Origin of the sequence: Pseudomonas sp. BT76 TE3572 (assembly GCF_050435365.1) — a bacterium.
In the GTDB taxonomy this organism is placed as follows: Bacteria; Pseudomonadota; Gammaproteobacteria; order Pseudomonadales; family Pseudomonadaceae; genus Aquipseudomonas; species Aquipseudomonas fluorescens_W.
This window is the reverse complement of the sequence record NZ_JBNDKE010000001.1, coordinates 4,948,502-4,972,518: the sequence shown is the minus strand read 5'-3', so window position 1 is coordinate 4,972,518 and position 24,017 is coordinate 4,948,502. Positions and strand designations below refer to the sequence as shown.

The following is a 24,017-nucleotide window of genomic DNA, read 5'->3' as shown; positions in this document are numbered from 1 at the left end:
ATCAAAAGGCCGCCAGCGACGTCTATCCACCTATACAAAGTAGCTCAATCCACACAATAGGTTGTCCCCACGTCACGCATTGCATAGGCTTGCGCGATTGTTTGCCCGCGCACGTCGCGAGCCGCCTCGAGGAGACTGAAAATGGGCCTGAATAATCAGTGGATGCAACGCGATCTCGCGGTGTTGTGGCATCCCTGCACCCAGATGAAAGACCACGAACAGCTGCCGCTGATCCCGATCAAACGCGGTGAAGGCGTCTGGCTGGAAGACTTCGAAGGCAAACGCTACCTCGACGCCGTCAGTTCCTGGTGGGTCAACGTGTTCGGCCACGCCAACCCGCGGATCAACCAGCGCATCAAGGATCAGGTCGATCAGCTGGAACACGTGATCCTCGCTGGTTTCAGCCATCAGCCAGTGATCGAGTTGTCCGAGCGTCTGGTGAAGATGACGCCAGAAGGCCTGACACGGTGCTTCTACGCCGATAACGGTTCGTCCTGCATCGAAGTCGCGCTGAAAATGAGCTTTCACTACTGGCTCAACCGCGGCCAGCCGAACAAGAAGCGCTTTGTCACCCTGACCAACAGCTACCACGGCGAAACCATGGCGGCGATGTCGGTGGGCGACGTGCCGCTGTTCACCGAAACCTACAAGGCCCTGCTGCTGGACACCATCAAGGTGCCGAGCCCCGATTGCTACCTGCGCCCGGAAGGCATGAGCTGGGAAGAACATTCGCGCAACATGTTTGCTGCCATGGAACAAACCCTGGCCGAGAACCACGACACCGTCGCCGCAGTGATCGTCGAGCCGCTGATCCAGGGCGCCGGCGGCATGCGCATGTACCACCCGGTTTATCTGAAATTGCTGCGCGAAGCCTGCGACCGCTATGGCGTGCACCTGATCCACGACGAAATCGCCGTCGGCTTCGGCCGCACCGGGACGATGTTCGCCTGCGAACAGGCCGGCATCCGCCCGGACTTCCTCTGCCTGTCCAAAGCCCTGACTGGCGGCTACCTGCCGTTGGCGGCCTGCGTCACCACCGAAGATGTCTACAGCGCGTTCTACGACGACTACCCGACCCTGCGCGCCTTCCTGCATTCCCACAGCTATACCGGCAATCCGCTGGCGTGCGCGGCGGCATTGGCGACGTTGGATATCTTCGAAGAAGACAACGTCATCGAGAACAACAAGGCCTTGGCCCAGCGCATGGCCAGCGCCACCGCGCATCTGGCCGATCACCCGAACGTTTCGGAAGTGCGCCAGACCGGCATGGTGCTGGCCATCGAGATGGTCAAGGACAAGGCCACCAAGGAAGCTTATCCGTGGCAGGAACGCCGCGGTTTGAAAGTGTTCCAGCATGCGTTGGAGCGTGGTGCTTTACTTCGTCCGTTGGGCAGCGTGGTGTACTTCCTGCCGCCGTACGTGATCACGCCTGAGCAGATCGACTTTCTGGCCGAAGTGGCCAGCGAAGGCATCGACATCGCTACTCGCGATAGCGTCAGTGTTTCGGTGCCGAAGGACTTCCACCCGGGCTTCCGCGATCCGGGCTAAAAGTCACTAAATCCCCTGTGGCGAGGGAGCTTGCTCCCGCTGGAGACTGCGCAGCAGTCCCCTTCTTTCCAGGTATAAACGGGGCCGCTCCGCGACCCAGCGGGAGCAAGCTCCCTCGCCACAAAAGCGGTTCCGATCCAATTTTTCAGAGACCCAGCATGAGACTGTCCCGCTTCTTTATCGACGCCCCCTTGAGCACTGGCGAACACGAGTTGCCCGAGGCCCAGGCCCATTACATCAGCCGCGTGTTGCGCATGGACGAAGGTGATGCGCTGCAACTGTTCGACGGTTCGGGTCATGAGTTTCGCGCCACGCTGGTGGAGGTCGGCAAGAAGCGCGTCGTCGTGCAGATCGATGAAAGCTTCGCCGGGCAGGTCGAGTCGTCCTTGTCGATCCATCTCGGCCAGGGCTTGTCCCGTGGCGAGCGGATGGATTGGGCGATTCAGAAAGCCACTGAATTAGGCGTTACTGAAATCACCCCGATCTTCAGCGACCGCTGTGAAGTCCGACTCAAGGACGAACGCGCCGACAAACGCCTGATGCACTGGCGCCAGGTGGCGATCAGCGCGTGCGAGCAATGCGGGCGTTCACGGGTGCCGGTGATTCATCCGCCGCTGCTGTTGGCGGATTGGTTGAAGCAGACTCAAGCAGAATTGAAGTTGGTGCTGCATCCGGTGGCCGAGCCGCTGGTAAGTCATGCAAAACCAGCGACGCTGGCGTTTTTGATCGGCCCGGAAGGCGGGTTGTCCGACGCTGAGGTTGATCAGGCCAAGAGTACCGGGTTCCATGCTGCTCGCCTTGGGCCTCGGGTATTGCGGACAGAGACCGCGCCGGTGGTTGCGCTTTCGGTTGCCCAACAGTTGTGGGGGGACTTCTAGGACCCTATCGTCGGAACGCCGCCCGGAGCAAGCTCGCTCCCACAGGGGTATGCATTCCAAAGTGGGAGCGTGCAAGGATCAAGAGGTGATTACTGCACCGGATCACTCACCGGTTTGGCGATGATTGCTTTCAGCTCGCTGGTCATCGGGAATTCCAGGTTCAAGCCTTTAGGCGGAATCGGTTGCTGGAACCAGCGCTGATAGATGCCGTTGATCTCGCCCGAACTGTACAGATCGGCAAGGGTCGAGTTCACCAACTGAAGAAACTGCGGATCATCCTTGCGCACCATGCAGCTGTAGATTTCCCGCGACTGCTCCTCCCCCACCACAACCCAGTTATGTGGATCACGGGCCTTGGCGCGTTCGCCGTAAAGCAGCGCGTCATCCATATAGAACGCCGCTGCCCGACCTGACTGCAGCATCTGGAAGGCTTCGCCGTGGTCCTTGGCGCTGATCACGAACATATCGATCTTGTGATCGATGTTGTAGCTCTTCAGAAACCGTTCGTTGGTGGTGCCCGCGGTGGTCACGACGTTCTTGCCGCGCAGGTCGGCGAAGCTTTTGATGCCACTGTCCTTCGCCGTGAGCAACTGCCCCTTCACGTAGATGAACCCATAAGAAAACGCCACTTGCTGCATGCGCTCGGCGGTCACGCCGGTGGAGCCGCATTCAAGGTCGACCGTGCCGTTCTGCACCAGCGGAATGCGCGTTTGCGAGGTCACCAGGTTGTACTTCACCTGCAGATCCGGCAGCTCGAGCTTTTGCTTGATGCGCTCGACAATCTTGCTCGCCAGGTCCACCGAATAGCCCATCGGCTGCCCCGTGTGATCACCCACGTAGGAGAACGGCACCGACGCGTCTCGATAGCCCAGGGTGATGCTTTTGGCATTGGCGACCTTGTTCAGCGTGCCGGTCAGTGGCGCTTCGTTGGCCTGGACCTGACTGGCGAGCAGCAGGCCGAGGGTGCAGCCGATCAACGTGATTTTTTGCATTGTTATTCTCCGTTGTGGGTCAGTTAATTAGCGTCGCGCGGCGATTACGGTGATTTCCACCAGCACCTCTGGACGGGCCAGTTGCGCCTGCAACGTAGTGCGGGTCGGCGCTTTGCCCGGTGACAGCCACTGCGACCAAACCTCGTTCATGGCGGCGAAGTCGCGGCCAATGTCGTTCAGGTAAATGGTTGCGTTGAGCAGATGATCCTTGTCGCTGCCAGCTTCAGCCAACAACGCATCGATCTTCGCCAGCACTTCGGCGGTCTGGCCGGTGACGTCGGTGCTGTTACCCGGAACCTGTCCCGAGAGAAACACCAGATCGCCAAAGGTCACCGCGCCAGAGAGGCGGCTGTTGCTGTTGATTCGGTTGATGTTCATCGGTTTTTCCTTTTCAAGTCAGGCGACGCGGGGGGCGAGGCCCTGCATTTCGATTGAAGGTGCGCGCCGGGCGATCAATTCGCTGAGCAACCGGGCGCTGCCACAGGCCAAGGTAAAACCCAGGGCGCCATGGCCGAGGTTGAGCCAGAGATTGCGGTACGCCGTGGCCCCGATCAACGGCACGCCGCTGGGGGTGGCCGGGCGCATGCCGGCCCATTCGATGGCGGCGTCGTAATCGCCGGCATTGGGCAAGGTTTCCTGCGCCTGGCGCTTGATCAGCGCCAGGCGTTTGGGGTCGATCGCCGGGTCGAAGCCGACAATGTCGACCATCGCCGCCACGCGCAGTTGTTCACCGATGCGGGCGTAAACGATCTTGCGGTTGTAATCGGTGATGCTCAGCTCCGGCGCACGATGTTCGGCGCGGATCGGCAAAGTCAGGCTATAGCCCTTGAGCGGATACAGCGGCAGGTTCATGCCCGGCAGCGCCAGCGCCGGACTGCGATGTCCGGCGGCAATCACCAGTTGTTCGACCGGCAGCACCTGCGAACCCATTTCGACGGCCTGCACCGCGCCGTCCGCGTGGCGAATGCCGGTGACCTTGCGACCGAGCAAAAACTCGCAACGCCCCGACGCCTGGAGCCGAGCCAGCAGTAGCTGGCAGAAAGCATGGCAATCGGCGACTTCTTCGTCAGGGGTATAAATCGCGCCCACAAACGGCGCCTCGGCGAGTGCAGGCTCCAGCTGCGCGCATTCGGCCCGCGACAACACGTGCTGCTGTTGCGGATCGGCGAGACCATGGCGAGCATGTTCGAAACTCGCGGCTTCACGAAACGTCACCAGTTTGCCGTTGCGCCGCCAGTCGAAACCGTCGAGGCGGTCTTCGTCGCGCCAGCCTTGCAGCGTGGTCTGGCTCAGCAGCGCCAGACGCAGCAGGTGCGAGCCGTTGCGCTGATTCACCGAACGGCGGCAGGCCGCCAGGAAGGACGCCATCCAGCGCCATTGCGCCGGGTCCAGACGCGGGCGCAGCTTCAACGGCGAGTCACCGCGCAGCATCCAGCCAAGCGCCTGCAACGGTACGCCGGCATCGGCCAGCGGCGCGACGTATCGGTAGGACAACTGGCCGCCGTTGGCGAAACTGGTCTCGCTGCCCAGCGAGTCCCGGGCCTCGATCAACGTTACGTCGATGCCGTCGCGAACCAAAGCGTATGCCGTCGTCAGCCCGATGACGCCGCCACCGATAATGCAAACCCGCTGAGCCATGTCTGTCCTTAACCGTTGTTGAAACAGGCTTCAGGTTAGGACCAGGTGACAGGCGTTGAACAATGCTTAAAGATGATTGACCCATAAACAAAGGTTATGGACTTGCCATGCGACTGCGACACATCGAGATTTTCCAGGCCATTCGCCAGACCGGTTCGGTCAGTGGCGCCGCACAGTTACTGCACGTGTCGCAGCCGGCGGTGAGCAAAGTGCTGCAACACGCCGAACAGCAGCTGGGCTTTCCGTTGTTCCTGCGGGTGCGCGGTAAATTGCAGGCCACGCCTGAAGCGCTGGAGCTTGAGCGCGAAGTCGACAAGGTCACCGAAAGCCTGCAAGGCGTGCGACGTCTGGCCCAGAGCCTGCGTCGCGAACCCGGTCGCAGCGTACGGATCGGCGCGATCCCGGCGCTGGCCCTGTCGCTGCTGCCGCCGGCCATCAACGAGTGGACGCAACGTTACCCGGACATCGTCTGCGAACTGTCCAGCGCCCACAGCCGTGAGCTGATGCAGAATTTGTTGATGCGCGAAGTGGATGTCGCCCTGACCTTGCAGCCGCCGGATCATCCGGGCCTGAAGGCGCAAGCCCTGGCCTGCGGGGTTTTGGTGGCGCTGGCGCCGCTGGGTTATTGGGCCGACGACGCCTTGGGCCAACCGTTGCCGTTGAGTGAACTGGCGGGCGCGCCGCTGATCGGCCTGTCCAGCGCCGACCCGCTGGCAGCCCGGCTCGACAGCTACCTTGAGGCGGTCGATCCGCCGCCACGGGTTCGCATCGCCGTGCAGACCTATTCGCTGGCGCGGGCGATGGTTGAATCCGGTGCCGGGCTGGCGGTGATCGATCCGTTTACCGCACTCGGCGCGTCCCCCGCTGCCACGGTGATTCGACCTCTGGCGCCAGCACTACCGATTACCCTGTACGCGGTCACCCGCGCCGACGAACCGCCGCCCCACACCTTGAGCGACTTGTTGCAGGTGTTCAGCCGACGGGCGCAGGCGCAACTGGATCGCTTGATCCCTTAGAGGCTTCAAAGGACATAAAACAGAATCGCCACGAAGTGCAGCAAACTCCCGGCGATCACGAACAGGTGCCAGATCCCGTGGGCATGGCGCAAACGACTGTCCAGCGCAAAAAAGATAATGCCCACGGTGTACAACACGCCGCCCGACGCCAGCCAGGCGAAACCTGTGCTGCCCAACGCCGCCAGCAACGGCTTGACCGCCACCAGCACGATCCAGCCCATCACCGCATAGATGACGATCGACAAAATCCGCGCTTCGGAACGCGGTTTGATCTCTTGCAGGATGCCGATCAGCGCCAGCCCCCAGACAATCCCGAACAGCGTCCAGCCCCACGGCCCACGTAGCGTCACAAGACAGAACGGCGTGTAGCTGCCGGCAATCAGCAGATAGATCGAAAAGTGATCGACCTTCTGCATGATCGCTTTCTTGCGCCCGCGCACGCTGTGGTAAACGGTCGACGCGCTGTAAAGCACCAGCAAGGTGAACCCGTAAATCGCCACACTGACGATCTTCCACGGACTGCCGTCCATGCTGGCGATTACCAGCATCCACACCACCCCGACCACCGCTGCCACTGCCCCGACCAGATGCGTCCAGGCGTTCAATCTTTCCCCGTGATACATGTGTTGCTCACCTCAAAATTCACTGCAACATTGCGCAAACTGTAGGCGCTGTCGAGTGAAACGAGGCTGCGATCTTTTGATCTTGCTTGTAAAAAGATCAAAAGATCGCAGCCTCGTTTCACTCGACAGCTGCTACAAAAGATCGCATGAGTGCACAATCGATCCATTCGAATAAGAGTCTGCACCATGCTGATCGATGAAGAGTTGACCCTGAAAAAACTCGAGGTGTTCCTGGCCTTCATGCGCACCGGCAACCTGGCCCGGGCCGCCGCCGAATTGCAGACCAGCAATGTCAGCGTGCACCGGGCAATCCATTCCCTGGAAAGCGCCCTGCGCTGCCCGCTGTTCAAGCACGAAGGCCGCAATCTCACGCCGCTGGAAAGCGCTTATGTGCTGGAAGAACGCGCGCAGAAGCTGATTCAGGACGTGGTCGAAACCGTGCGCCTGACCCGCGAAGCGGCCGGGTTCTCCGCCGAGCGTTTCAAGCTCGGCTCGCTGTATTCGCTGACGGTGAAAACGGTGCCGCAACTGATCATGGGCCTGAAGATCCGCCGCAGCGAACTCAACATCGACCTGATCCTCGGCTCGAACTTCGACTTGCTCTACAAGCTCAAGAACATGGAAGTCGACGCGATCCTGGTGTCGCTGGACGAGAGCGTCAACGACCCGGACTGCGAGCAGATTCCGCTGTTTTCCGACGACATCTTTCTCGCCACACCGGCGGATTCAAAGTTTGCCCAACGGACCGAAGTCGACCTTGCCGAAGTGCGCGACGAGACATTCATTACGCTGACCCAGGGCTTTGCCACGCACCAGGACGGTAATCGGGTGTTCAAGCAGGCGGGGTTCGAACCGAAGGTGGCGATGCAGGTCAACGACATCTTCACCCTGCTGAGCATGGTCAGCTCAGGGGTGGGTTATGCGTTGCTGCCGGGACGGATTGCGGCGGTGTATGAGAACCGGGTGAAGCTGATTCCGTTGCAGGAAAAGTATCGGTTGCAGCAGCACATTGGGGTGGTGTTCTTGAAGGCCAAGGAGCGGGATCCGAATCTGCTGGCGTTGCTGGCTGAGTGTCGGATGTATGCCAATCGCAATGCTGTGGTGTGACGAAGAACCACCCCAGCCCTCTCCCCAGAGGGGAGAGGGAGCCGACCGAGTTGTTCTTTCAAGCTACATCGACCTGAAATATCGAGTCGAACTCAGGTTTTGAAAGGCCCCCAATCTGCTCCCTTTCCCCCTCTCCCCCGTGGGGAGAGGGCTACAGTGAGGGGTGGTTTTCGAGTCCTAGCCCACAATCCCGCGAACAATGAAGTACAACAGCGAAGGCCCCAGCAAGCACCCAAGCCCAGTGTGGAACGTCGCGGTCAATGCGCCATAAGGCACCAACCGCCGATCCGTCGCCGCCAACCCGGCCGTCACACCGCTCACCGTCCCGGCCAACCCACCAAACACCATCGCCGAGCGCGGGTTATCCAGCCCCATCCATTTCGCGGCCATCGGCGTGCCGACCATTACGAAAATTGCCTTGATCAACCCGGTGGCAATCGACAACGCCACCACATCCGAACTCGCGCCAATCGCCGCACCGGTCACCGGCCCGACGATATAAGTCACCGCGCCCGCGCCGATGGTGGTCATGCTGATCGCATCGCGATAACCGAACACCCAGGCCATGCTCGCGCCGACAATGAACGGCAGGATGGTGCCCAGCAGCAGCGCAATCACACCGATCAAACCGGCCTTCTTCGCTTCGGTGGCTTGCACTTCAAACGCCGTGGCGACGATCGCAAAATCCCGCAGCATGGCGCCGCCCATCAACCCGATGCCGGAGAACAACGACAAGTCCGCCAGGCCTTTTTGCCCGCCGGTCATGGTGCCGCCAACCCAGGCCAGAACAAGCCCGATGACGATGGCAATCGCCGAGCCGTGAATCCGTCCGTACGTCAGGCGCTTGGACAGCACCACCGACACCCACATGATCACGCCAACGAATGCGAACGCCGTGACCAGACCGTTATGTTCCAGGCCTTTCTCGATGAGATCCCACATATCAGCGGCCTCCTACTGGTGTGCCGACCGGCGTTATGTCCGCCGGTTCATCGGGCAACGGTTCGCCTTTGTGAGTCCGGCTGATCAGCGCAATGGTGCAACCGCAGATCACCACCGAACCGATCGCCGCCAGCACCGCCACCGGGCCACCGTGCAGGGCGGTGACGACGTTTTGTTGCGCAGCCATCGCGACCACGACGGGAATGTACATGGCGCCCCAGAAGCCGACGCCCATCTCGCAATCCTTGGTCATGCCGCCGTGTTTATGCATCCACAAACGTGCGCAGATCAGCAGGATCATCGCGATCCCGACACCGCCAACGTTGGATTTCACGCCCAGCAACACGCCGAGCATGTCGCCCACGATCACCCCTGCCAGCGTACAAATCGCCAACAGCGCCACACCGTAAATAATCATTGTTGTTGTCCTCAAAGTGCATCGTCGAATGTTGTTTTTGTTGTTCGAAGGCCTGAGTGGTCTAGGGTTGGCGGCTTCCCTCCTCACGCAACAGCGCCTGCAAGGTATCGAGCCGCGCACCGTCGAAGGCAATCACGGTGCCCTGCTCGAACACCCGGCGCGCCAGCCCGGTCAGCACCGCACCGGGCGGCAGTTCGATCTGTAGACGTACGCCGCGCTCGTAGGCGCTTTGTACCGTGCCGCGCCAATCCACCACGCGGCACATGTTGAACGCCAGGTCGTCGCGCAAGGCTTCAGTGTTGATAACGGGCCGGGCGCGACTGCCGCTCAGGTAGCCCAGCGTCGGTGTTTTCAGCTGCACCTTGGCGAAGGCTTCGGCCAGGGTTTTCGCAGGTGTTTCCAGCAGCGGGCAGTGGGACGGCACGCTGACGGCCAGACGTTTGGCCAGGCCTGCACCGCGACCTTTCGCCAACTCGGCGACGGCTTTCATCGCGCCATCGCTGCCGGCAATCACCACCTGGTTATCGGCGTTGATGTTGGCCAGGTAAACCGGCGTTTCGTCGCTGTGAACCTGCGTCAGCAAACCTTCCACCGTGGCCAGGTCCAGACCGATGATTGCCGTCATTCCATAGCCTTGTGGATAAGCCTGTTGCATCAACTCACCGCGCAGGCTGACCAGATGCAGCGCATCGCTGAAGTTCAAGGCGCCCGCGACCACCGCTGCCGGGTAGGCGCCGATGGAAAGCCCGGCCACGTAATCCGCCGTCATTAACAACTGGCGTGAAGCCGCAACGCCGGCGATCAACAGGCAGAGCTGAACAGCCCTTGTCGACTTCAACGACTCGGCAGAATCCAGCAGCAATGTATCTTCGCCAAGCACGTCACTCGCCTCGCTCACTGTTTCCCGAGGCAAACGATGGAGCATGCCCGGCTGCTGCGCGCCCTGGCCGGGGAACACCAGCAAACTGCTCACGCTGCTTGCTCCTGTGGATTCCACGGATCAATCACCAGAACAGCTTGGCTCGCATTTTTCAGCAAAACCCGACGTGCAGAGCTGGCCCATTCGCGCAAGGCGACGGCGCCGAATGGAGTCTGCAACTGCATGTCCACCTGGCAGACAGCAGCATCAAGAATCTTCACCAGTTCCTGCGCCTGTACACGACCCAACGGCTGCGGTGTACGCAGAATCAAGTCGAGATCACTGCCCTCATGCAACGCCTGAAAACCGCTGGCCAATTCAAACCCGGCGCTGCCGCTGACACCCCACACCCACTCACAGGAATCGAGCATCGGCCGCAGTTGTTTGAGGGCGCGCACTGCCGGCAAATCCCGATCAATCGAGACATGACAAAGCGCTTCCGGCCGTACGTGACGCTGGATTGCATCGACCGACATCACCGTTGCGTACCGCTGTTCACGCAAACGCCCACGCACGCCGACCGCGATGTGATCCGCCGCGCTCAACGCACGCCGAACCACAACCGGTTGACCCGCACTGATCGACTCGATCACCCACGAAGGTGCATCCGCAGGCAACTGCTCCGGGGTCATCCCCCAGAGCAGGTCGTGGGCCAGAAGCGTGTTCACCACTGCGCTCTCAGCAATTGGCGAACCTGGCTCGACGCCGCACGGTTGCTCGCGCCCAAGCGGCTGCTCAGGTCTCGGCCACTGGTGGCGACATCGCCAATCGCCTGGCTCAGGCATTCAGTCACCCGCGTGAGATCCGCCGCCGTCGGCTGCTCGATCTGTTCCACCGACAAAGTTTCCCAGAGCAACCCAAGGCTCGCGTAGCTGTCGATGTCATACGCCATCGGCGGCACGCTGGCGGCCAAGGCTTCGAGTTCTTCAACACTGCGCAAGGTCACCCGCGCCGCCGACGCCTTGCCCATCGCATGCACCATCACGCCAGGATCGCGCAGCGCAATCAGCCGATTGGCCTGGTACCCATGAGCCAGAAACGCCCCGGACATCGCCTTACCCACCAGCAAACCAATCACTGCATGGCCGGCCAGTCGGGCACGGGCATAACTGTCGGCGGCACCGGCCAAGGCCTGATGAATGCCGAGCGCTTCTTCGCGCCGACCGTAGGCCTGGCTCGGCACATCGACGATGGCGATCAAGGCGCGTTTCTGCGGTTTATCCAGATCGGCTGCGATGACTTCATCCACAGCCTTCGCCAAGCCCCAACCTTCCAGCAAACCGACCTCGCCATTGCGGGCGCGGACGAAACGGTTGTCAGGATCAGCCACCACCGCGATAAAGCGAACGGGTCGGTCACCCAATACACCGTCGGCAACCTTCAATGAAGCGGGCAAACCATCCACCGGTTTCGCGCCCGCACTCAAGGCGTTGAACCAGTTCAAACCTCTCAGGGAATACGAACTCATGAGCGCTCTCCTTGATACAGATCGCGAACCGTTGACGGCTCGATTTGCGGCTCGGCGTCCAGACGGGCCAAGCGTTGCAGGAACAATTCGGCCTGACGGCTGCGTTGCTGTTCCGGCAAACCTTGCTTAAGCAATTCGCTGACCTGCTGCTGAACCTGCGCCACGTCGTCAGCGACAAAACGATCCACCAAACCGCTGGCGAAACGTTGCTCTCCACCGGTCAGGCTCCAGATGAAGGGACGATCACGGGAGTCATATTCCTCAAGCCCGGCTTCCTGTTCGATCACTTGCGGACCGTTGAGGCCAAGCCGCGCTTCCTGAGTCACCAGCAAATAACTGCACAACCCGGCAGCAATCGACATCCCGCCAAAGCAACCCACGCTGCCCGCCACCACGCCAACCACTGGCTGGTATTGGCGCAGATCGACAATCGCCGCATGAATATCGGCAATCGCCGCCAGCCCGAGGTTGGCTTCCTGCAAGCGCACGCCACCAGTTTCCAGCAGCAATACGGCGCGAGTGGGAATGCCCTTGCGGTTGTCTTCGGCGGCCAGCTCCAGCGCACCGGCAATTTTCGCCCCGCCGACCTCACCGAGGCTGCCGCCCTGAAATGCACCTTCGATGGCGGCGATCACCACCGGCAAACCGTCGATGCTGCCCTTGGCGATCACCACGCCGTCATCCGCTTGCGGCACCACACCCTGGCGCGACAGCCACGGCGACATGACGCGTTGAAACGGGTCGAGCAATTCGCGGAAGGTGCCGGCGTCGAGCAAGGCTTTTGCCCGTTGCCGGGCGCCGAGTTCGACGAAGCTGTGCTTCTGGAGGAGATCAGTCATGGCCGATCTCCTCAAAGCCTTGTTCCAGACGCAAGCGCACCACGCCCGGCGTCGCGCCGAAATCGTGGATATCGATCGCCATCGCCGGCGGTGTCTGACCGTCGAACATCCGCGCGAACAGATGCTGCCAGCGTTGTTCGGCGCCGTTGACCGAGGTCTGCACCTTGATCGTCAGTTTGCCGGCCTGACCCGGTTCGATCAGCACTTCCAGGTCGCCCGAGCCGACACAACCCACCAGCGTTCGGCCGCGTGGTGGCTGCCCGGCGGGGAATTCAAAAGATAAGGTTTCCATCAGAAAGCTCCGGACTCGATGCGGTCGATAAACAGGCAGGCGGCGAGCAAATCCGCTGCACCACCGGGCGACGCATTCAATGCGATTAATTGTTCGTCCAATTCGTGCAAACGGCGGCGACCGGCGAGGCTGGCGCTGCCGCCCGCATCGAGCACGGCTTGGGCGCCGAGCTGCATGGTCTGCAGGCCTTGTTCGCCTGCGCGGTACAGCACGCAGGTGTCGGCCAGATCCGTCATGATCGCCAGCAAGGCATCGAGCCGGGCGTTCTGCTCGCCATCGCCGGCAGCGCGGCTGCGTTTGAGTTGCGGCAACGCCCGTTGAATCACTGCCGGGAAACCAAGCTGGGCTTCTTCACGGGCACCACGAGCGCCGTAACGCTGGGCGACTTGCGCGCCGTGGCTCAGAGGACGCGGCGCGTAACGGTCGTCGAGCAAAGCCAGACGTGCAGCGCGCAAAGTGATGGAGCCTGCGCCAGTGGATTCAGGTTCCAATGCAGCCGCCGCGACCAACAAACCCAAGGCCCAGATGGCGCCGCGATGGGCATTCACCCCACCCGTGGTGGCGAGCATCACTTCCTCGCCTTCACGACCGATCAGGCCAATGGCTTCGCGCAGCGGCAAACAGACCTCGCCGAATTCAATGGCGGCCTCCGCCATTTCCTTGAACGCCGGCCACAGGGACAGTGCCGAGGCGTGCATCAGCCCGAGGTGCAAATCAATGTGCGCGCCATTGCCGCGACGGTCAACCAGCGCCGGTTTCGGCGACAGGTCCGCTTCGTCGATCAGCGCGTCCACGGCCAGATCCGCCAGGCGCTCGGCCAACGACAGGGTTTTCGGTTGCAGGTTAAATGCGTGCATTACCAGCTCCTGAACTTGGCGGGCGGGTTGTAGAGGCCACCGGACCACTCCACCAGATCAGCCACGCTTTTGGCGGCGAGCAATTCGCGGGTGGCGTCGGTGCGGCGGATGCCGAGGTCTTCGGGCAAGGCGATCAGACCTTCGCGGCGCATGCGCGCGGTGTCTTTCGGGTTGTGGCGCAGGCCGATCACGGTGACTCCGGCCACGGCCGCGATCATCGCCTGACGTTCTTCCAGCGAACGCGCCTTGTAGAGATAGGCGATGCCTTCTTCGGTCAGCAAGTGAGTGACGTCATCGCCGTAGATCATGATCGGTGCCAGCGGCATGCCACTTTTCTTCGCCACTTCCACCGCGTCGAGGGTTTCGACAAAGGTCGGTTTGCCGCCCTCCTGGAAGGTCTCGACCATTTGCACCACGAGTTTCTTGCCTCGCTCCAGCAACGCTTCGGGCGCATCGTCGTGACGCATGTCGAGCCAGGCCGGTGTGCCGTGGCGGCGACCGCGCGGGTCATGGCCCATGTTCGGCGCACCACCGAAACCGGCCAGGCGTCCGCGCGTCACAGTGGAGGAATGGCCGTCGCCGTCGACTTGCAGCGTCGCACCGATGAACAGGTCCACCGCGTATTGCCCGGCCAGTTGGCAGAACATTCGATTGGAACGCAGAGAGCCATCGCGGCCGGTGAAGAACACGTCGGGCCGAGCGGCGATGTAGTTTTCCATGCCCAGTTCGGTGCCGAAGCAATGCACGCTTTCGACCCAACCGCTTTCGATGGCCGGAATCAAAGTTGGATGCGGATTGAGCGTCCAGTTGCGGCAGATTTTGCCCTTCAGGCCGAGGGATTCGCCGTAGGTTGGCAGGATCAGTTCGATGGCGGCGGTGTTGAATCCGATGCCGTGGTTCAGGGACTGGACGTTGTGTTTTTCGTAGATCCCGCGGATCGCCATCATTGCCATCAGCACATGCACAGGCTTGATGTGGCGCGGGTCGCGGGTGAACAGTGGCTCGATGTAGAACGGCTTGTCGGCCACCACCACGAAATCGACCCAGGAGGCCGGGATGTCGACGCGAGGCAACTCGCTGACGTCGTCCACCAGTTGATTGACCTGAACGATGACGATGCCGTCGCTGAAGGCGGCCGGTTCGATCAAGGCGGGTGTGTCTTCGGTGCTCGGGCCGGTGTAGATGTTGCCGGCGCGGTCAGCCATGAAACCGGCCGAGAGCACGACGTTGGGAATCAGGTCGACCACCAGTCGCGCATAGAGCTCGATGTAGGTGTGGATCGCGCCGATTTCCAGCAGGCCGTCTTCCAGCAACTGGCTGATGCGCAGGCTCTGGGTGCCGGCGAAAGAGAAGTCGAGCTTACGGGCGATGCCACGTTCAAACAGGTCCAGGTGCTCGGAGCGACCGACGCTGGGCATGATCATGTGCAGGTCATGCAGCTTCGCCGGATCAGCCTTGGCCAGGGAGCGGGACAGGAAATCCGCCTGCTTCTGGTTATTGCCCTCCAGCACCACACGGTCGCCAGGCAGGATCAAGGCCTCCAGCGCCGCAACGATTTTGTCGGTGGGCAGGACCACACCGTCGGCGAAACCCCGTACCAGCTCGAGACGCCGCTGCTTTTCGCTGCGCCGCCGCGTCCATCGCGAGTCGGGGGATATTGTTGTTGTCATGACCACTCCACGGGTTCGCTGTCGTGGGAGTCACCTTAGGAGTGTTGGGTGGGGGGCATCAATCAAGCAGAGAGACGGATCGTTACGGTCAGGGTAATGGTTGGTCTGGTTTTCTTTTGTGTCAGTTAGATTCACCCCTCACCCTAACCCTCTCCCCAGAGGGTAGAGGGGACTGACCGAGGTGTTTGTGCTGAATGCTGCGACCTGAAATTCCTGAGTCGAATTCAGGACCTGAAAAGCATGAAGATCTGCTCCCTTTTCCCCCCCGCCCCTCTGGGGAGAGGGTTGGGGTGAGGGGTGGATTTCGAACACACCTGGTTTTTGTGTTGAAACATATGTCCTGAGAAAGCTCCACAGCAATCATCGACAAGTCCCAAAAAAGGACCAATCAGTCCCTTTTTTGGGACACTCTGCGTGGGAGCGATCAGGTCCACGATGAACTGAAGGACGCCATCTGCTCCTGCACTCGAATCAGAAGCTGTTCAGCACTTTTCAACAACTGCGCCAACAACGCCGGATCTTCATCCATATAGCCTTCGTACTCCGCCAGATTTCGTCGCTCATGACACAGGGCGAATAGCCGAACCTGTACTTTGCCAATATCAGCGGTATGTACCAGGCACTGAAACACCAGATATCGCTTGTCTGAACGGTAGCCGCACAAGCGAAGAGCCGTCAGTGCAAGGGCATGGGCAGCGTTGTAAGCCAGGTCGAAACGACTCGCGAAGGAAAGCGAAGACGTTTGCGCGTCTTTCAATCGGTCTACCGCCGAACGCATCAGCCCTTCGCATTCCTTGCGATCCGGCGGTTCAGCTTTCAGTCCACCGCTACGTAACAGGTTTTCCAGGTTCTCGTTGCTGCCCATCCTTGGACTCCAAAGGGTTTCCCCCCATCAGGTTGATCTTGTCCTGCTGCGCTACCCGCACGACGAAGCTATTTTCAGCCGCCAGTTTTTCGGCCCAGTCGTCGGGGGTGTAGAGCGTCGGGTTGAGGACGCGACCCAACTGCTCCTCCGTCGGTATAAGCCGCTCCATCACTTCACTGTAGTGCAGGCCCTCGCCGATCAGCATGAGATCAATGTCACTGGATGCGTTTGCCTGATCCTTGGCGATAGAGCCGTACACAAATGCCCAGATGATCTGTTCGGCAAAGGGTTGGAGCGCTTGGCGCAGAGGCTCGGCAATACCAAAGGTTTTGCGGGCGATGCCCAGCAGTTCGGCATAGATCGGGCAGTCGGGATTGGCTTGATAGTGGGTCTGGTTGCCCTGACGAGCCATGGTCAGCACGCCTGCCCGCTGCAACCGATCCAGCTCGCGCATGAGGCTGCCTTTACCCACTTGAGCCCAGCGAGCGATCTCGTTGGCGTAAAAACTGCGGTCGGGTTTGCCGAACAACAAGCCCAGCACTTTTTGCTGAGTAGTCGTGAACAGGGCTTCGCTGAGGGAAAGGTTTTTCACAGTGGCAACCGATAAGTCCCAAAAAGGGAACGATAGGTCCCTTTTTGGGAATCTTCAACCTGTCGCGAGCCGAATGGGGATTTGTGTTTAAAAGTTTCTTCGCAGGACGGGTGAGAGGCTACGCAGTCTGGCGTCGCTGCCTACAGCAATGCCGGAACCCGCCGACTGGTGCGGTTTTGCGTTGATCTTTATCGTTTCCGGGTCGCTGCCAATTCAGCGACCGGGTCTGGAAAACCCGAAGGACAGGATCAATGCACATGACATAATGCGGCGCTTTTTTGCTCCGTAGCTCTAAGTTATGGCGGCTGTGCGTGGGAGACCTTCGGGTCTGCCGGGTTTGATCCTATCTCGGTTTTTCCAGTCCGCGTACAGCTGCCACCCTTTTCGTCTGGAAAACGAAAAATGGCAGCTCCATCACTACAAGGATCTTTGCCATGTTCAAACCCACTCCCAACCCGCCGGAAACCGACACCGGTTCCGAAGCATCCCTCGAAGCTGAAAAACTCAAGGAAGCCGCCGACCGCGTCTTTTCCTACTACTTCCCCCCCCATGAAAAACCGGGCAAGCGCCGCAAGCATCATCTCTTCAGCGTCTCCCCTGATATCGACACCGAAGCCCTGCTGGCCAATGCATCCGAAGACCTGCTGTCCATCAGCGCCATTGCTGCCGATCTGGCGGACGATGTGGAAGGCTCACGCCGCTCTGTAGCCTTGGCGCTCAGCCGCATGGCGGATGGGGTGCAGTTGTTGGTGGAGCGGGCTCTGGATCATCACGAGTCGGCGCAGATGAAGACTCGGACCGGGGTTTAGCGCAGAAACCTTGTGGCGAGGGAGCTTGCTCCCGTTCGGCTGCGAAGCAGTCGTAAAACCATTGCATGCGGTGTACCTGATACACCTCGGTTACAGGTTTTGGGGCCGCTTCGCGACCCAGCGGGAGCAAGCTCCCTCGCCACAGGGATCCGGTTAGACCAGACCCGCACTCACTAGCAGTTCTTCCAGTGCCAACAAATCCGGCACCTTCGCCACCTGCTCCCCCACCTGCACCGCCGCCTTTTCCAGCGAACACAACGGCACATCCACATAGCTCAACTGGCTATCAAGCTTGTAAGACCGCGGAATCCCCTGCACCAGCAGGGCGATGAATTTCAAATCAGGCCGCCCACCGAGGGCATTGAGGATGACAATCCGCGCCCGCTCACCGATCACGATTTTCTGTCCACACGCCGACTCAAAACTCAACAACGGAATCTGCCGGTTCCGCCACATGACCCGCCCGAGGTACCACGGCGGCGTGTCGAGGTCGAAGGCGCTGGGTTGGTAATCAATAAGCTCCGCAACAGCGACGTTGGGCAGGATCAGGTTGCGGTCGGCCAAGGGCAACAACAGCCCCGTCAGGTTGTTGGTGCGCTGGTAAAAATGGTCATCAAGCATGGGTTTTGCTCCACAACGCGATGCTTTCGAGCAGCACCGATTCCTGGTACGGCTTGCCAAGGTAGTCGTTGACGCCGATGGCCATGGCGCGGTCGCGGTGTTTCTGGCCGGTGCGGGAGGTGATCATGATGATCGGCAGGTGCTGCAGACGTGCGTCGGCGCGTACCTGGGTCGCGACTTCGAAGCCGTCCATGCGTGGCATTTCGATGTCGAGCAGCATCAGGTCAGGCAGGTGTTCTTCCAGCAGCAGCATGGCGTCAACACCGTCCTTGGCGGTCAGCACGTTCATGCCGTGGCGTTCCAGCAGACGGCTGGTGACCTTGCGCACCGTCACCGAATCGTCGACCACCAACACCAGCAATGGCTTGTGCGGCTCGACCTCCGCCTCCTGAGCCACTGGCTGTTGCGGCACGCGGGCCTGCATCGCGCGGATTGGTGCCAGCAAATCGAGAATCAGCACCACCCGCCCATCGCCGAGAATCGTGGCCCCGGACAGACCCTGCACCGCCGCAAATTGCGGGCCGAGGCTTTTGACCACGATCTCGCGAGTGCCAGCCATGGAGTCGACTTGCACCGCGATGTGCCGCTCGTTGCACTGCACCAGCAACACCGGCAGCGGCAGGCTCTGGCCGAGTAGTTTGGGGCGATGGCTGGTTTTCAGCAGTTCGCCCAGGTAACACAGTTCATAGTGTTGCCCGGCGTATTTGTAGGTCGGCGGATCGAGCCGGTAATGCCCTTCAAGCTCGTTGGGCAGCACGCGAACGATGCCATCGATGGTGTTCAGCGGGATCGCGTACTGATCATCAAAACACTGCACCATCAGCGCCCGGTTGACCGACACGGTGAACGGCAGGCGAATCCGGAAGTGCACGCCCTGCCCGGCCACAGAGTCGATGCTCATGCTGCCGCCGAGCTGCCGGACCTCTTCGTGCACCACGTCCATGCCGACGCCGCGCCCGGAAATCTGGGTGATTTTCTCGGCGGTGGAGAACCCCGGTTGCAGGATGAATTGCAGTACATCGCGGTCGCTGATGTCGCTGTCCGGGGCCAGCAACCCGCGTTTGATCGCCTTGCGCCGCACCGCGTCCAGCGGCACGCCGGCCCCATCGTCGCGGATGTCGAAAATGATGTCGCCGCCCTCTCGCGACAGGTCGAGCGTGATACGACCCTGCGCCGGTTTACCCGCCGCGATACGCACCTCGGCGGATTCCAGCCCATGATCCACGGCGTTGCGCAGCATGTGTTCCAACGGCGCGGCCATGCGTTCGAGAACGTTGCGGTCCATCTCGCCTTCGGCATTGCCGACGATGAATTCCACATCTTTCCCCAACTCGCCGGACACCTGACGAACGATCCGCTTCAAGCGCGGCAACATCCGTTCGAACGGCACCATGCGCGTACGCATCAGGCCTTCCTGCAATTCGGTGTTGATGCGGCCCTGCTGTTGCAGCAGGTTTTCTGCGTCCTGATTGCGTCGGTCGAGGGTTTCCTTGAGGTCGAGCAAGTCCGAGGCGGATTCGAACAGCGCGCGCGACAGTTGCTGCAACTGTGAGTGGCGGTCCATTTCCAGCGGATCGAATTCTTCGTAGCCCAAGCGTTCGGCATCGACTTGCTGGCGGCTGAGAATCCGCCCTTGGGTTTCCGTGTCGAGACGACGCAACTGGTCGCGCATGCGCTCGATGGTGGTTTCCATCTCGCTCAGGGTCACGCGCGCATCGTTGACCTGTTGTTCGATCCGGCCACGGAAGATCGACGTTTCGCCGGCCAGGTTCACCAGATCGTCGAGCAGTTCCGCCGAGACCTTGACCATGTCCGCGCCGGCATCGGGTTGCAGTGCCGGCGTCTCGACTTTCGGCGTAGCGGACACCACGACCGGTGCCGGTGCTTCTGGCACGGCCGGATGACTGAAATTCTTGATCGCGTCGATCAGTTGATCGGCGGGCGGCAATGGCTGACCGGCACGGGCCGCGTCAAGCATCTGCGCCAGTCGGTCGTGGCTGCTTTGCAACAGGCCGAACAACGCGGCGGTGGGTTGCAGCACGCCAGCCGACAGGCCTTCGTAGAGGAATTCCAGCTCATGGGCGAGGTCGCCAATCGGCGCGATTTCCACCATCCGCGCGCTACCCTTGAGGGTGTGCAAATCACGCAGCAGGGTTTCCACTTCCTGGCGATTCGACGGCTCGGCCTGCCAGCGCACCAGCGCCGCGCCGGAGTTTTCGATGATGTCGAAACCTTCCTCGAGGAAGATCTCCAGAAGCTCCGGATCATGGCCCGGCGAATCCTCGGCCCGTGCCGGTTCGACCGTTTCAACAGCACTGGCGTTGCCCTGGCGAAACTCGCGAATGGCCTCGATCAGCTCACCCGGATCGCCCAATGGCCGCTGGTTCTGCAACTGATCAAGCAACTGCGCGAGCCGGTCGTGACTGTGTTGCAGCAAGTGCGCCAAGGCTTCGCTGTAGGCGTAACGGCGGTCCACCAGCCCTTCGTAAAGACTTTCCAGTTCATGGGCCAGATCGCCGACCGGCTCGACCTCGGCCATCCGCGCGCCCCCCTTGAGGGTGTGCAAATCTCGCTGCAACGACAGCAACGGCGCGGCGTTGTCCGGGTCGCTCAGCCAGCGCTGCAAGGCCTGGCCGGCGCTCTCGAGGATATCCACCGCCTCTTCGAGGAAGATCGAAACGATTTCATCGTCCAGCTCAACCTGGGTCGCGGTCTGTTCCAGCTCAGCCGTGGCGCTGCCCAGTTCGCGAATGCTCAACGTGCGGCTGCCGTCGCTGCGAATCAGCCCCATCGCCGACGGATCCAGGCTCTCATCGAGCAAACCGCGCAAGGCCCGGATGCGTTCCGGTTGCGGGCTGACTTCCTGGCCGGCGGCCAGTTCGTCGAGCATGTTGATCAGCGCTTCGTGGGCACTTTGCGCCTCGTGGAAAAACGCCTCGCTGACCGCCAGGCTGCTTTCTTCCACCGCGCCGTAGAGATCGAGCAAGGCTTCGCAGAGTTCATCCACCGGATGCAGATCCGCCAGGTGTGCGCCTTCGCCTAGGGTGGTCAATTCATCCAGCAGTGCGCTGAGTTCCTGACGCTCGCCGGGATGTTGCTGCCAGCGCTGCAACAGGCTTTCGGCGTCGAGCAGGATGTCCATGCCTTGTGCGAGGAAGTTGTTGATCAGTTGCGGATCACGCTTGATGCGCAACCCGGTATTCGGTGCACTCAGGAGTGTTTCCAGACGCTCGGCCAGCAACGCCTGGGTTCGCTCGATCAACGAGCGGGCGCCAGGAATTTCTGCCAGCGGATCAGTCTTGAGCTGTCGCAACCCGAGACGGAACAAGCCTTCGGCTTCGAGTAACAGTTCGACTTCGTCCAGGTCGAGGGCGAGCAGGTGCGCCTTGTACTCCCGGGCCAGATGATCCAGCGGTGTTGCCAGTTCGGCGATCGGCAATACGCCAGCCATGGAGGCGCTGCCCTTGAGCGTGTGCAGCGCCCGCTGCAACTCGTCGCTGGCCTGCAATGGCAGATGCTCGGCGGCTTTATCGAGGAAACGGTTGAGGCTGCCCAAATGGGTTTCGGCTTCGTTGCGGAAGATCTCGAGCAGCAGCGGATCGAGGGCTGCGACGTCCTGCGCATCCTCGTCGGGGATCGGCTCATTGCCCTTGGCCAAGGCGTGGGCGCGTGCGGCCAATTGGTCAACGTCGTTGCGCTGGCGCTGGGCATTGGCCGCAAACTCGGCCACCAGTTCCGGCAGCAGATTCAGCGCTTCGCCCAGCAGTTGCTGCACCGCCGGCCCCGGCGGAACGCTGCGTTCCAGTACGCGGTTGAGCAGGTTTTCCATCGCCCAGGCCAGTTCGCCCAGGACCAAAGCGCGGACCATCCGGCCACTGCCCTTGAGCGTATGGAAGGCCCGGCGCAGTTCGCTCAGGGCCGACTCGCTCTCGGGATCGGCCGACCAGCGCGGCAGGTACTCCCGGAGGATTTCGAGGACTTCATCGGTCTCTTCGAGGAACACTTCCCGCAGCTCATCGTCCACCGGCTCTTCACCAGCGGGCGGCGGCAACAAGCTTCCCGGGGTCGTCAGGGCGGGCGGGTTGACGGAAGACACGGGGCTGGCCAAGACATCGGCCAGTGACTTGACGGTCTCAGGGTCATCCAGTTCCTGCAGATCCTGCATGACCTGCGCTTCACTCGGGCTGAGCACATCTTCAAGCACCGGCACCTGCTGCTCGCTGGGGAAAAAGCCGAGTGCGGCCAGGCTTTTTTCCGCGACGTCGAGCAACTGTTCACCCGGCGCTTCGGGGTCGTCGCTGAGGCGCTCCAGGTAATACTCGATGCTGGTGATGACGTCGGCCAGGCTGTCCAGTTCCTGCCAGCCAGGATGATCCGGGTCCAGCAGCAGGTGCTCGCGGATGAAGTGGTTGCAGGTTTCGATCAGGCTCGCCGCACGGCTCAACGGAATCATCGCCAGCGCACCGCGCACCTGGGTCAGCAAGGCCGGCAGTGGCTGCAAGTGCTGGCGGTCCCAGTCGGCGTCGATGTAGTCGACGATCATGTCCTTGGCCTGTTGCAGGCAGATGCGCGCTTCCTTGATCACAATCTGATGGATCTGGGTCAGGTCGGTGGTCGGCAGGCGGCTGTCTTCCTGGCTTTCCGGCTCGACGGTGCCGACCATGCCGGCCAGCGTCGCTTCGACGTAGAGCAAGGCACCGGCGACGTCCATCAGGATCGCGTCGTTGGGCTCACGCTGGCCCTGGGCGAGGCTTAATACCACCGCCAGTTGATCGATGATGACCTTGCGTGGCTGGCCGAAACCGAGCACCGCCAGGGTGTCGGCGATTTGCCGCAGGGGCGCCAGCAGGCTTTCGAGGTCCGAGGTGTGTTGGCGGTCACTGCGCACGAACAGGTCCAGGCGTTCCTTGACCCGCACCAGCTCTTCACACAATGCGGCCAACACCGAGCGCATGGCATCGCGGTCGGGACCGGCCAGCCGTGCTCGTTCTTCGTCGACCATTGCGCTGTCAGGCAGCGCGTCGTCCAGTCCGTAGCGATCTTTCATGGTCAGCATCTGCCCGGTGGGATGTTCGGCCTTGGCAATGTAGAACAGCAAACTCTTGAGCAACTCCAGCGGCGCTGGCTGATTGATTCCAGGCATGCCCTGTTCGAGCAGGCGCTTCAGTTCTTTGTCAGCCTCCTTGAACAGGCTGCGCAACGCCGGACTGTTAGCAATCGAGCCGCCGCGCATGCCTTCGACCAGCGCCGAGGCGACTTGCCACAACGGGCTCAGGGGGGCGTTGCCGCACAGCCCTTCGAGGCGCGCAAAAACCTTGGTCAGGTAACCGAGGTTGGTTTCGCCGTCCTGTTCACGCAGCAATCCGACCAGGGCCATCTGCAACATCTGCCGCAACTTGCGCAGCACATTTGGTAAATCTGCCGGCTCCAGCAGTGCCAGCGACTCATCGTCCAGCGGCGGCAGGTCCGGCAATTGCGGGCTGAACAGGCTGGTTTCCGACAACAGGCTTTCGCCACGGGCGCTGCGCAGATCGTTGATCAGTGGCAACACCACCAGCGGCAGGTCACGGCGCGCACCTTGCACCCGGTCGAGGTAAGTCGGCAGCCGCCCAATGGCTTGCAGCAACAGGTGGAGCGTCTCATCGCGATGACTGACGCGGTTCTGTTGCAAGGCGCTGGTCAGATGCTCCATCTCTTCGGCGAGCAGCGCCGCGCCGTAGAACTCGACCATCTGCAAACTGCCGTGAACCTGATGGATGCACGCCAGGCATTCACTGAGCGCATGCGTCGCCTGCGGGTCATCAAGCAACGTTTCAATCGCCTGGTGAGCCACTTTCAGCGTTTCGGCAATCTCGCCTTTGACCCACTCGAGGGCCACATAGTCGTGCCGATCACCCATAACCACTCCACTCATCATTCGCGC

At 61.2% G+C, this 24,017-nt stretch carries 22 protein-coding genes; 5 read left to right on the top strand and 17 right to left on the bottom strand.

Going from position 1 to position 24,017, the window contains the following annotated elements:
* Nucleotides 1-141 precede the first annotated feature (141 nt).
* Together ABH912_RS22565 and ABH912_RS22560 are read left to right on the top strand one after the other, a co-directional pair.
* Nucleotides 142-1,548 carry an adenosylmethionine--8-amino-7-oxononanoate transaminase gene (locus ABH912_RS22565; protein WP_033060427.1) on the top strand — a complete coding sequence of 469 codons (1,407 nt, stop codon included), beginning with the start codon at nt 142-144 and terminating at the stop codon, nt 1,546-1,548.
* Nucleotides 1,549-1,706: 158 nt separating this feature from the next.
* Nucleotides 1,707-2,426, top strand: a complete 720-nt coding sequence (locus ABH912_RS22560) for a 16S rRNA (uracil(1498)-N(3))-methyltransferase (RefSeq protein WP_429511694.1) — start codon at nt 1,707-1,709, stop codon at nt 2,424-2,426.
* Between the two features lie 89 nt (nt 2,427-2,515).
* Here ABH912_RS22560 and ABH912_RS22555 read toward each other — a convergent pair whose 3' ends face one another.
* From ABH912_RS22555 to ABH912_RS22545, 3 genes are read right to left on the bottom strand one after another with little or no spacing between them, the layout of a single operon-like run.
* The gene (locus ABH912_RS22555) at nt 2,516-3,418 is read right to left on the bottom strand and encodes a transporter substrate-binding domain-containing protein (RefSeq protein WP_033060429.1); all 903 of its coding nucleotides are present in this window, start codon (nt 3,416-3,418) and stop codon (nt 2,516-2,518) included.
* Between the two features lie 27 nt (nt 3,419-3,445).
* Nucleotides 3,446-3,796 (bottom strand): RidA family protein, encoded by a 351-nt coding sequence (locus ABH912_RS22550; RefSeq protein ID WP_429511693.1) that lies wholly within the window; start codon nt 3,794-3,796, stop codon nt 3,446-3,448.
* 18 nt (nt 3,797-3,814) lie between these two features.
* Entirely contained in the window at nt 3,815-5,056 is a 1,242-nt protein-coding gene (locus ABH912_RS22545; RefSeq protein WP_429511692.1) for a D-amino acid dehydrogenase, read from the bottom strand.
* A gap of 107 nt (nt 5,057-5,163) precedes the next feature.
* On the opposite strand from ABH912_RS22545, the gene ABH912_RS22540 reads away from it, so the two are divergent.
* Entirely contained in the window at nt 5,164-6,072 is a 909-nt protein-coding gene (locus ABH912_RS22540) for a LysR family transcriptional regulator (RefSeq protein ID WP_429511691.1), read from the top strand.
* Between the two features lie 5 nt (nt 6,073-6,077).
* On the opposite strand, the gene trhA is transcribed toward ABH912_RS22540, so the two are convergent.
* Nucleotides 6,078-6,695 carry a PAQR family membrane homeostasis protein TrhA gene (gene trhA / locus ABH912_RS22535; protein ID WP_033060434.1) on the bottom strand — a complete coding sequence of 206 codons (618 nt, stop codon included), beginning with the start codon at nt 6,693-6,695 and terminating at the stop codon, nt 6,078-6,080.
* A 186-nt stretch (nt 6,696-6,881) separates the two neighbouring features.
* On the opposite strand from trhA, the gene ABH912_RS22530 reads away from it, so the two are divergent.
* Complete coding sequence (locus tag ABH912_RS22530) at nt 6,882-7,802, top strand: LysR family transcriptional regulator (RefSeq protein ID WP_150658390.1); 921 nt, start codon at nt 6,882-6,884, stop codon at nt 7,800-7,802.
* 177 nt (nt 7,803-7,979) lie between these two features.
* Here ABH912_RS22530 and madM read toward each other — a convergent pair whose 3' ends face one another.
* From madM to ABH912_RS22475, 11 genes are all read right to left on the bottom strand, one after another.
* Nucleotides 7,980-8,744: a malonate transporter subunit MadM gene (gene madM, locus ABH912_RS22525; RefSeq protein WP_033060438.1), complete on the bottom strand. Its 765-nt coding sequence runs from the start codon at nt 8,742-8,744 to the stop codon at nt 7,980-7,982.
* A 1-nt stretch (nt 8,745) separates the two neighbouring features.
* Nucleotides 8,746-9,162, bottom strand: coding sequence for a malonate transporter subunit MadL (madL, locus tag ABH912_RS22520; protein WP_033060440.1), 417 nt, complete (start codon nt 9,160-9,162; stop codon nt 8,746-8,748).
* A gap of 61 nt (nt 9,163-9,223) precedes the next feature.
* A complete protein-coding gene (gene mdcH, locus ABH912_RS22515; protein ID WP_429511690.1) occupies nt 9,224-10,135 on the bottom strand; it encodes a malonate decarboxylase subunit epsilon in 912 nt (303 codons plus the stop codon).
* Nucleotides 10,132-10,752, bottom strand: coding sequence for a malonate decarboxylase holo-ACP synthase (locus tag ABH912_RS22510; RefSeq protein ID WP_429511689.1), 621 nt, complete (start codon nt 10,750-10,752; stop codon nt 10,132-10,134). Before ABH912_RS22510 ends, mdcH begins: the two co-directional genes overlap by 4 nt.
* Nucleotides 10,746-11,549, bottom strand: a complete 804-nt coding sequence (gene mdcE / locus ABH912_RS22505) for a biotin-independent malonate decarboxylase subunit gamma (protein WP_429511688.1) — start codon at nt 11,547-11,549, stop codon at nt 10,746-10,748. The genes ABH912_RS22510 and mdcE overlap by 7 nt, the downstream gene beginning before the upstream one ends.
* Nucleotides 11,546-12,388, bottom strand: a complete 843-nt coding sequence (locus tag ABH912_RS22500) for a biotin-independent malonate decarboxylase subunit beta (RefSeq protein ID WP_429511687.1) — start codon at nt 12,386-12,388, stop codon at nt 11,546-11,548. Before ABH912_RS22500 ends, mdcE begins: the two co-directional genes overlap by 4 nt.
* Complete coding sequence (locus ABH912_RS22495; RefSeq protein ID WP_008026217.1) at nt 12,381-12,680, bottom strand: malonate decarboxylase subunit delta; 300 nt, start codon at nt 12,678-12,680, stop codon at nt 12,381-12,383. Before ABH912_RS22495 ends, ABH912_RS22500 begins: the two co-directional genes overlap by 8 nt.
* On the bottom strand, nt 12,680-13,537 hold the full coding sequence (locus tag ABH912_RS22490) for a triphosphoribosyl-dephospho-CoA synthase (protein ID WP_429511686.1): 858 nt from the start codon (nt 13,535-13,537) through the stop codon (nt 12,680-12,682). The genes ABH912_RS22495 and ABH912_RS22490 overlap by 1 nt, the downstream gene beginning before the upstream one ends.
* Nucleotides 13,537-15,207 (bottom strand): malonate decarboxylase subunit alpha, encoded by a 1,671-nt coding sequence (mdcA, locus tag ABH912_RS22485; RefSeq protein WP_033060450.1) that lies wholly within the window; start codon nt 15,205-15,207, stop codon nt 13,537-13,539. Before mdcA ends, ABH912_RS22490 begins: the two co-directional genes overlap by 1 nt.
* A gap of 424 nt (nt 15,208-15,631) precedes the next feature.
* On the bottom strand, nt 15,632-16,072 hold the full coding sequence (locus ABH912_RS22480) for a hypothetical protein (protein WP_033060452.1): 441 nt from the start codon (nt 16,070-16,072) through the stop codon (nt 15,632-15,634).
* Nucleotides 16,035-16,664: a nucleotidyltransferase domain-containing protein gene (locus ABH912_RS22475; RefSeq protein ID WP_429511685.1), complete on the bottom strand. Its 630-nt coding sequence runs from the start codon at nt 16,662-16,664 to the stop codon at nt 16,035-16,037. Before ABH912_RS22475 ends, ABH912_RS22480 begins: the two co-directional genes overlap by 38 nt.
* Nucleotides 16,665-17,098: 434 nt before the next feature.
* Between ABH912_RS22475 and ABH912_RS22470 the strand changes: the two genes are divergently transcribed.
* A complete protein-coding gene (locus tag ABH912_RS22470) occupies nt 17,099-17,473 on the top strand; it encodes a DUF6124 family protein (protein ID WP_429511684.1) in 375 nt (124 codons plus the stop codon).
* Nucleotides 17,474-17,626: 153 nt separating this feature from the next.
* Here the strand turns inward: ABH912_RS22470 and ABH912_RS22465 are convergent, their stop codons facing one another.
* Nucleotides 17,627-18,094 (bottom strand): chemotaxis protein CheW, encoded by a 468-nt coding sequence (locus tag ABH912_RS22465; RefSeq protein ID WP_033060455.1) that lies wholly within the window; start codon nt 18,092-18,094, stop codon nt 17,627-17,629.
* Nucleotides 18,087-23,993, bottom strand: coding sequence for an Hpt domain-containing protein (locus tag ABH912_RS22460; RefSeq protein WP_429511683.1), 5,907 nt, complete (start codon nt 23,991-23,993; stop codon nt 18,087-18,089). The genes ABH912_RS22465 and ABH912_RS22460 overlap by 8 nt, the downstream gene beginning before the upstream one ends.
* Between the last annotated feature and the right edge of the window lie 24 nt (nt 23,994-24,017).

Bases quoted from the DNA above. Each gene is read 5' to 3' on its own strand.
- ABH912_RS22565 (WP_033060427.1), top strand. From the start codon at position 142: ATGGGCCTGAATAATCAGTGGATGCAACGCGATCTCGCGGTGTTGTGG.
- ABH912_RS22560 (WP_429511694.1), top strand. From the start codon at position 1,707: ATGAGACTGTCCCGCTTCTTTATCGACGCCCCCTTGAGCACTGGCGAA.
- ABH912_RS22555 (WP_033060429.1), bottom strand. From the start codon at position 3,418: ATGCAAAAAATCACGTTGATCGGCTGCACCCTCGGCCTGCTGCTCGCC.
- ABH912_RS22550 (WP_429511693.1), bottom strand. From the start codon at position 3,796: ATGAACATCAACCGAATCAACAGCAACAGCCGCCTCTCTGGCGCGGTG.
- ABH912_RS22545 (WP_429511692.1), bottom strand. From the start codon at position 5,056: ATGGCTCAGCGGGTTTGCATTATCGGTGGCGGCGTCATCGGGCTGACG.
- ABH912_RS22540 (WP_429511691.1), top strand. From the start codon at position 5,164: ATGCGACTGCGACACATCGAGATTTTCCAGGCCATTCGCCAGACCGGT.
- trhA (WP_033060434.1), bottom strand. From the start codon at position 6,695: ATGTATCACGGGGAAAGATTGAACGCCTGGACGCATCTGGTCGGGGCA.
- ABH912_RS22530 (WP_150658390.1), top strand. From the start codon at position 6,882: ATGCTGATCGATGAAGAGTTGACCCTGAAAAAACTCGAGGTGTTCCTG.
- madM (WP_033060438.1), bottom strand. From the start codon at position 8,744: ATGTGGGATCTCATCGAGAAAGGCCTGGAACATAACGGTCTGGTCACG.
- madL (WP_033060440.1), bottom strand. From the start codon at position 9,162: ATGATTATTTACGGTGTGGCGCTGTTGGCGATTTGTACGCTGGCAGGG.
- mdcE (WP_429511688.1), bottom strand. From the start codon at position 11,549: ATGAGTTCGTATTCCCTGAGAGGTTTGAACTGGTTCAACGCCTTGAGT.
- ABH912_RS22500 (WP_429511687.1), bottom strand. From the start codon at position 12,388: ATGACTGATCTCCTCCAGAAGCACAGCTTCGTCGAACTCGGCGCCCGG.
- ABH912_RS22495 (WP_008026217.1), bottom strand. From the start codon at position 12,680: ATGGAAACCTTATCTTTTGAATTCCCCGCCGGGCAGCCACCACGCGGC.
- ABH912_RS22490 (WP_429511686.1), bottom strand. From the start codon at position 13,537: ATGCACGCATTTAACCTGCAACCGAAAACCCTGTCGTTGGCCGAGCGC.
- mdcA (WP_033060450.1), bottom strand. From the start codon at position 15,207: ATGACAACAACAATATCCCCCGACTCGCGATGGACGCGGCGGCGCAGC.
- ABH912_RS22480 (WP_033060452.1), bottom strand. From the start codon at position 16,072: ATGGGCAGCAACGAGAACCTGGAAAACCTGTTACGTAGCGGTGGACTG.
- ABH912_RS22470 (WP_429511684.1), top strand. From the start codon at position 17,099: ATGTTCAAACCCACTCCCAACCCGCCGGAAACCGACACCGGTTCCGAA.
- ABH912_RS22465 (WP_033060455.1), bottom strand. From the start codon at position 18,094: ATGCTTGATGACCATTTTTACCAGCGCACCAACAACCTGACGGGGCTG.
- ABH912_RS22460 (WP_429511683.1), bottom strand. From the start codon at position 23,993: ATGGGTGATCGGCACGACTATGTGGCCCTCGAGTGGGTCAAAGGCGAG.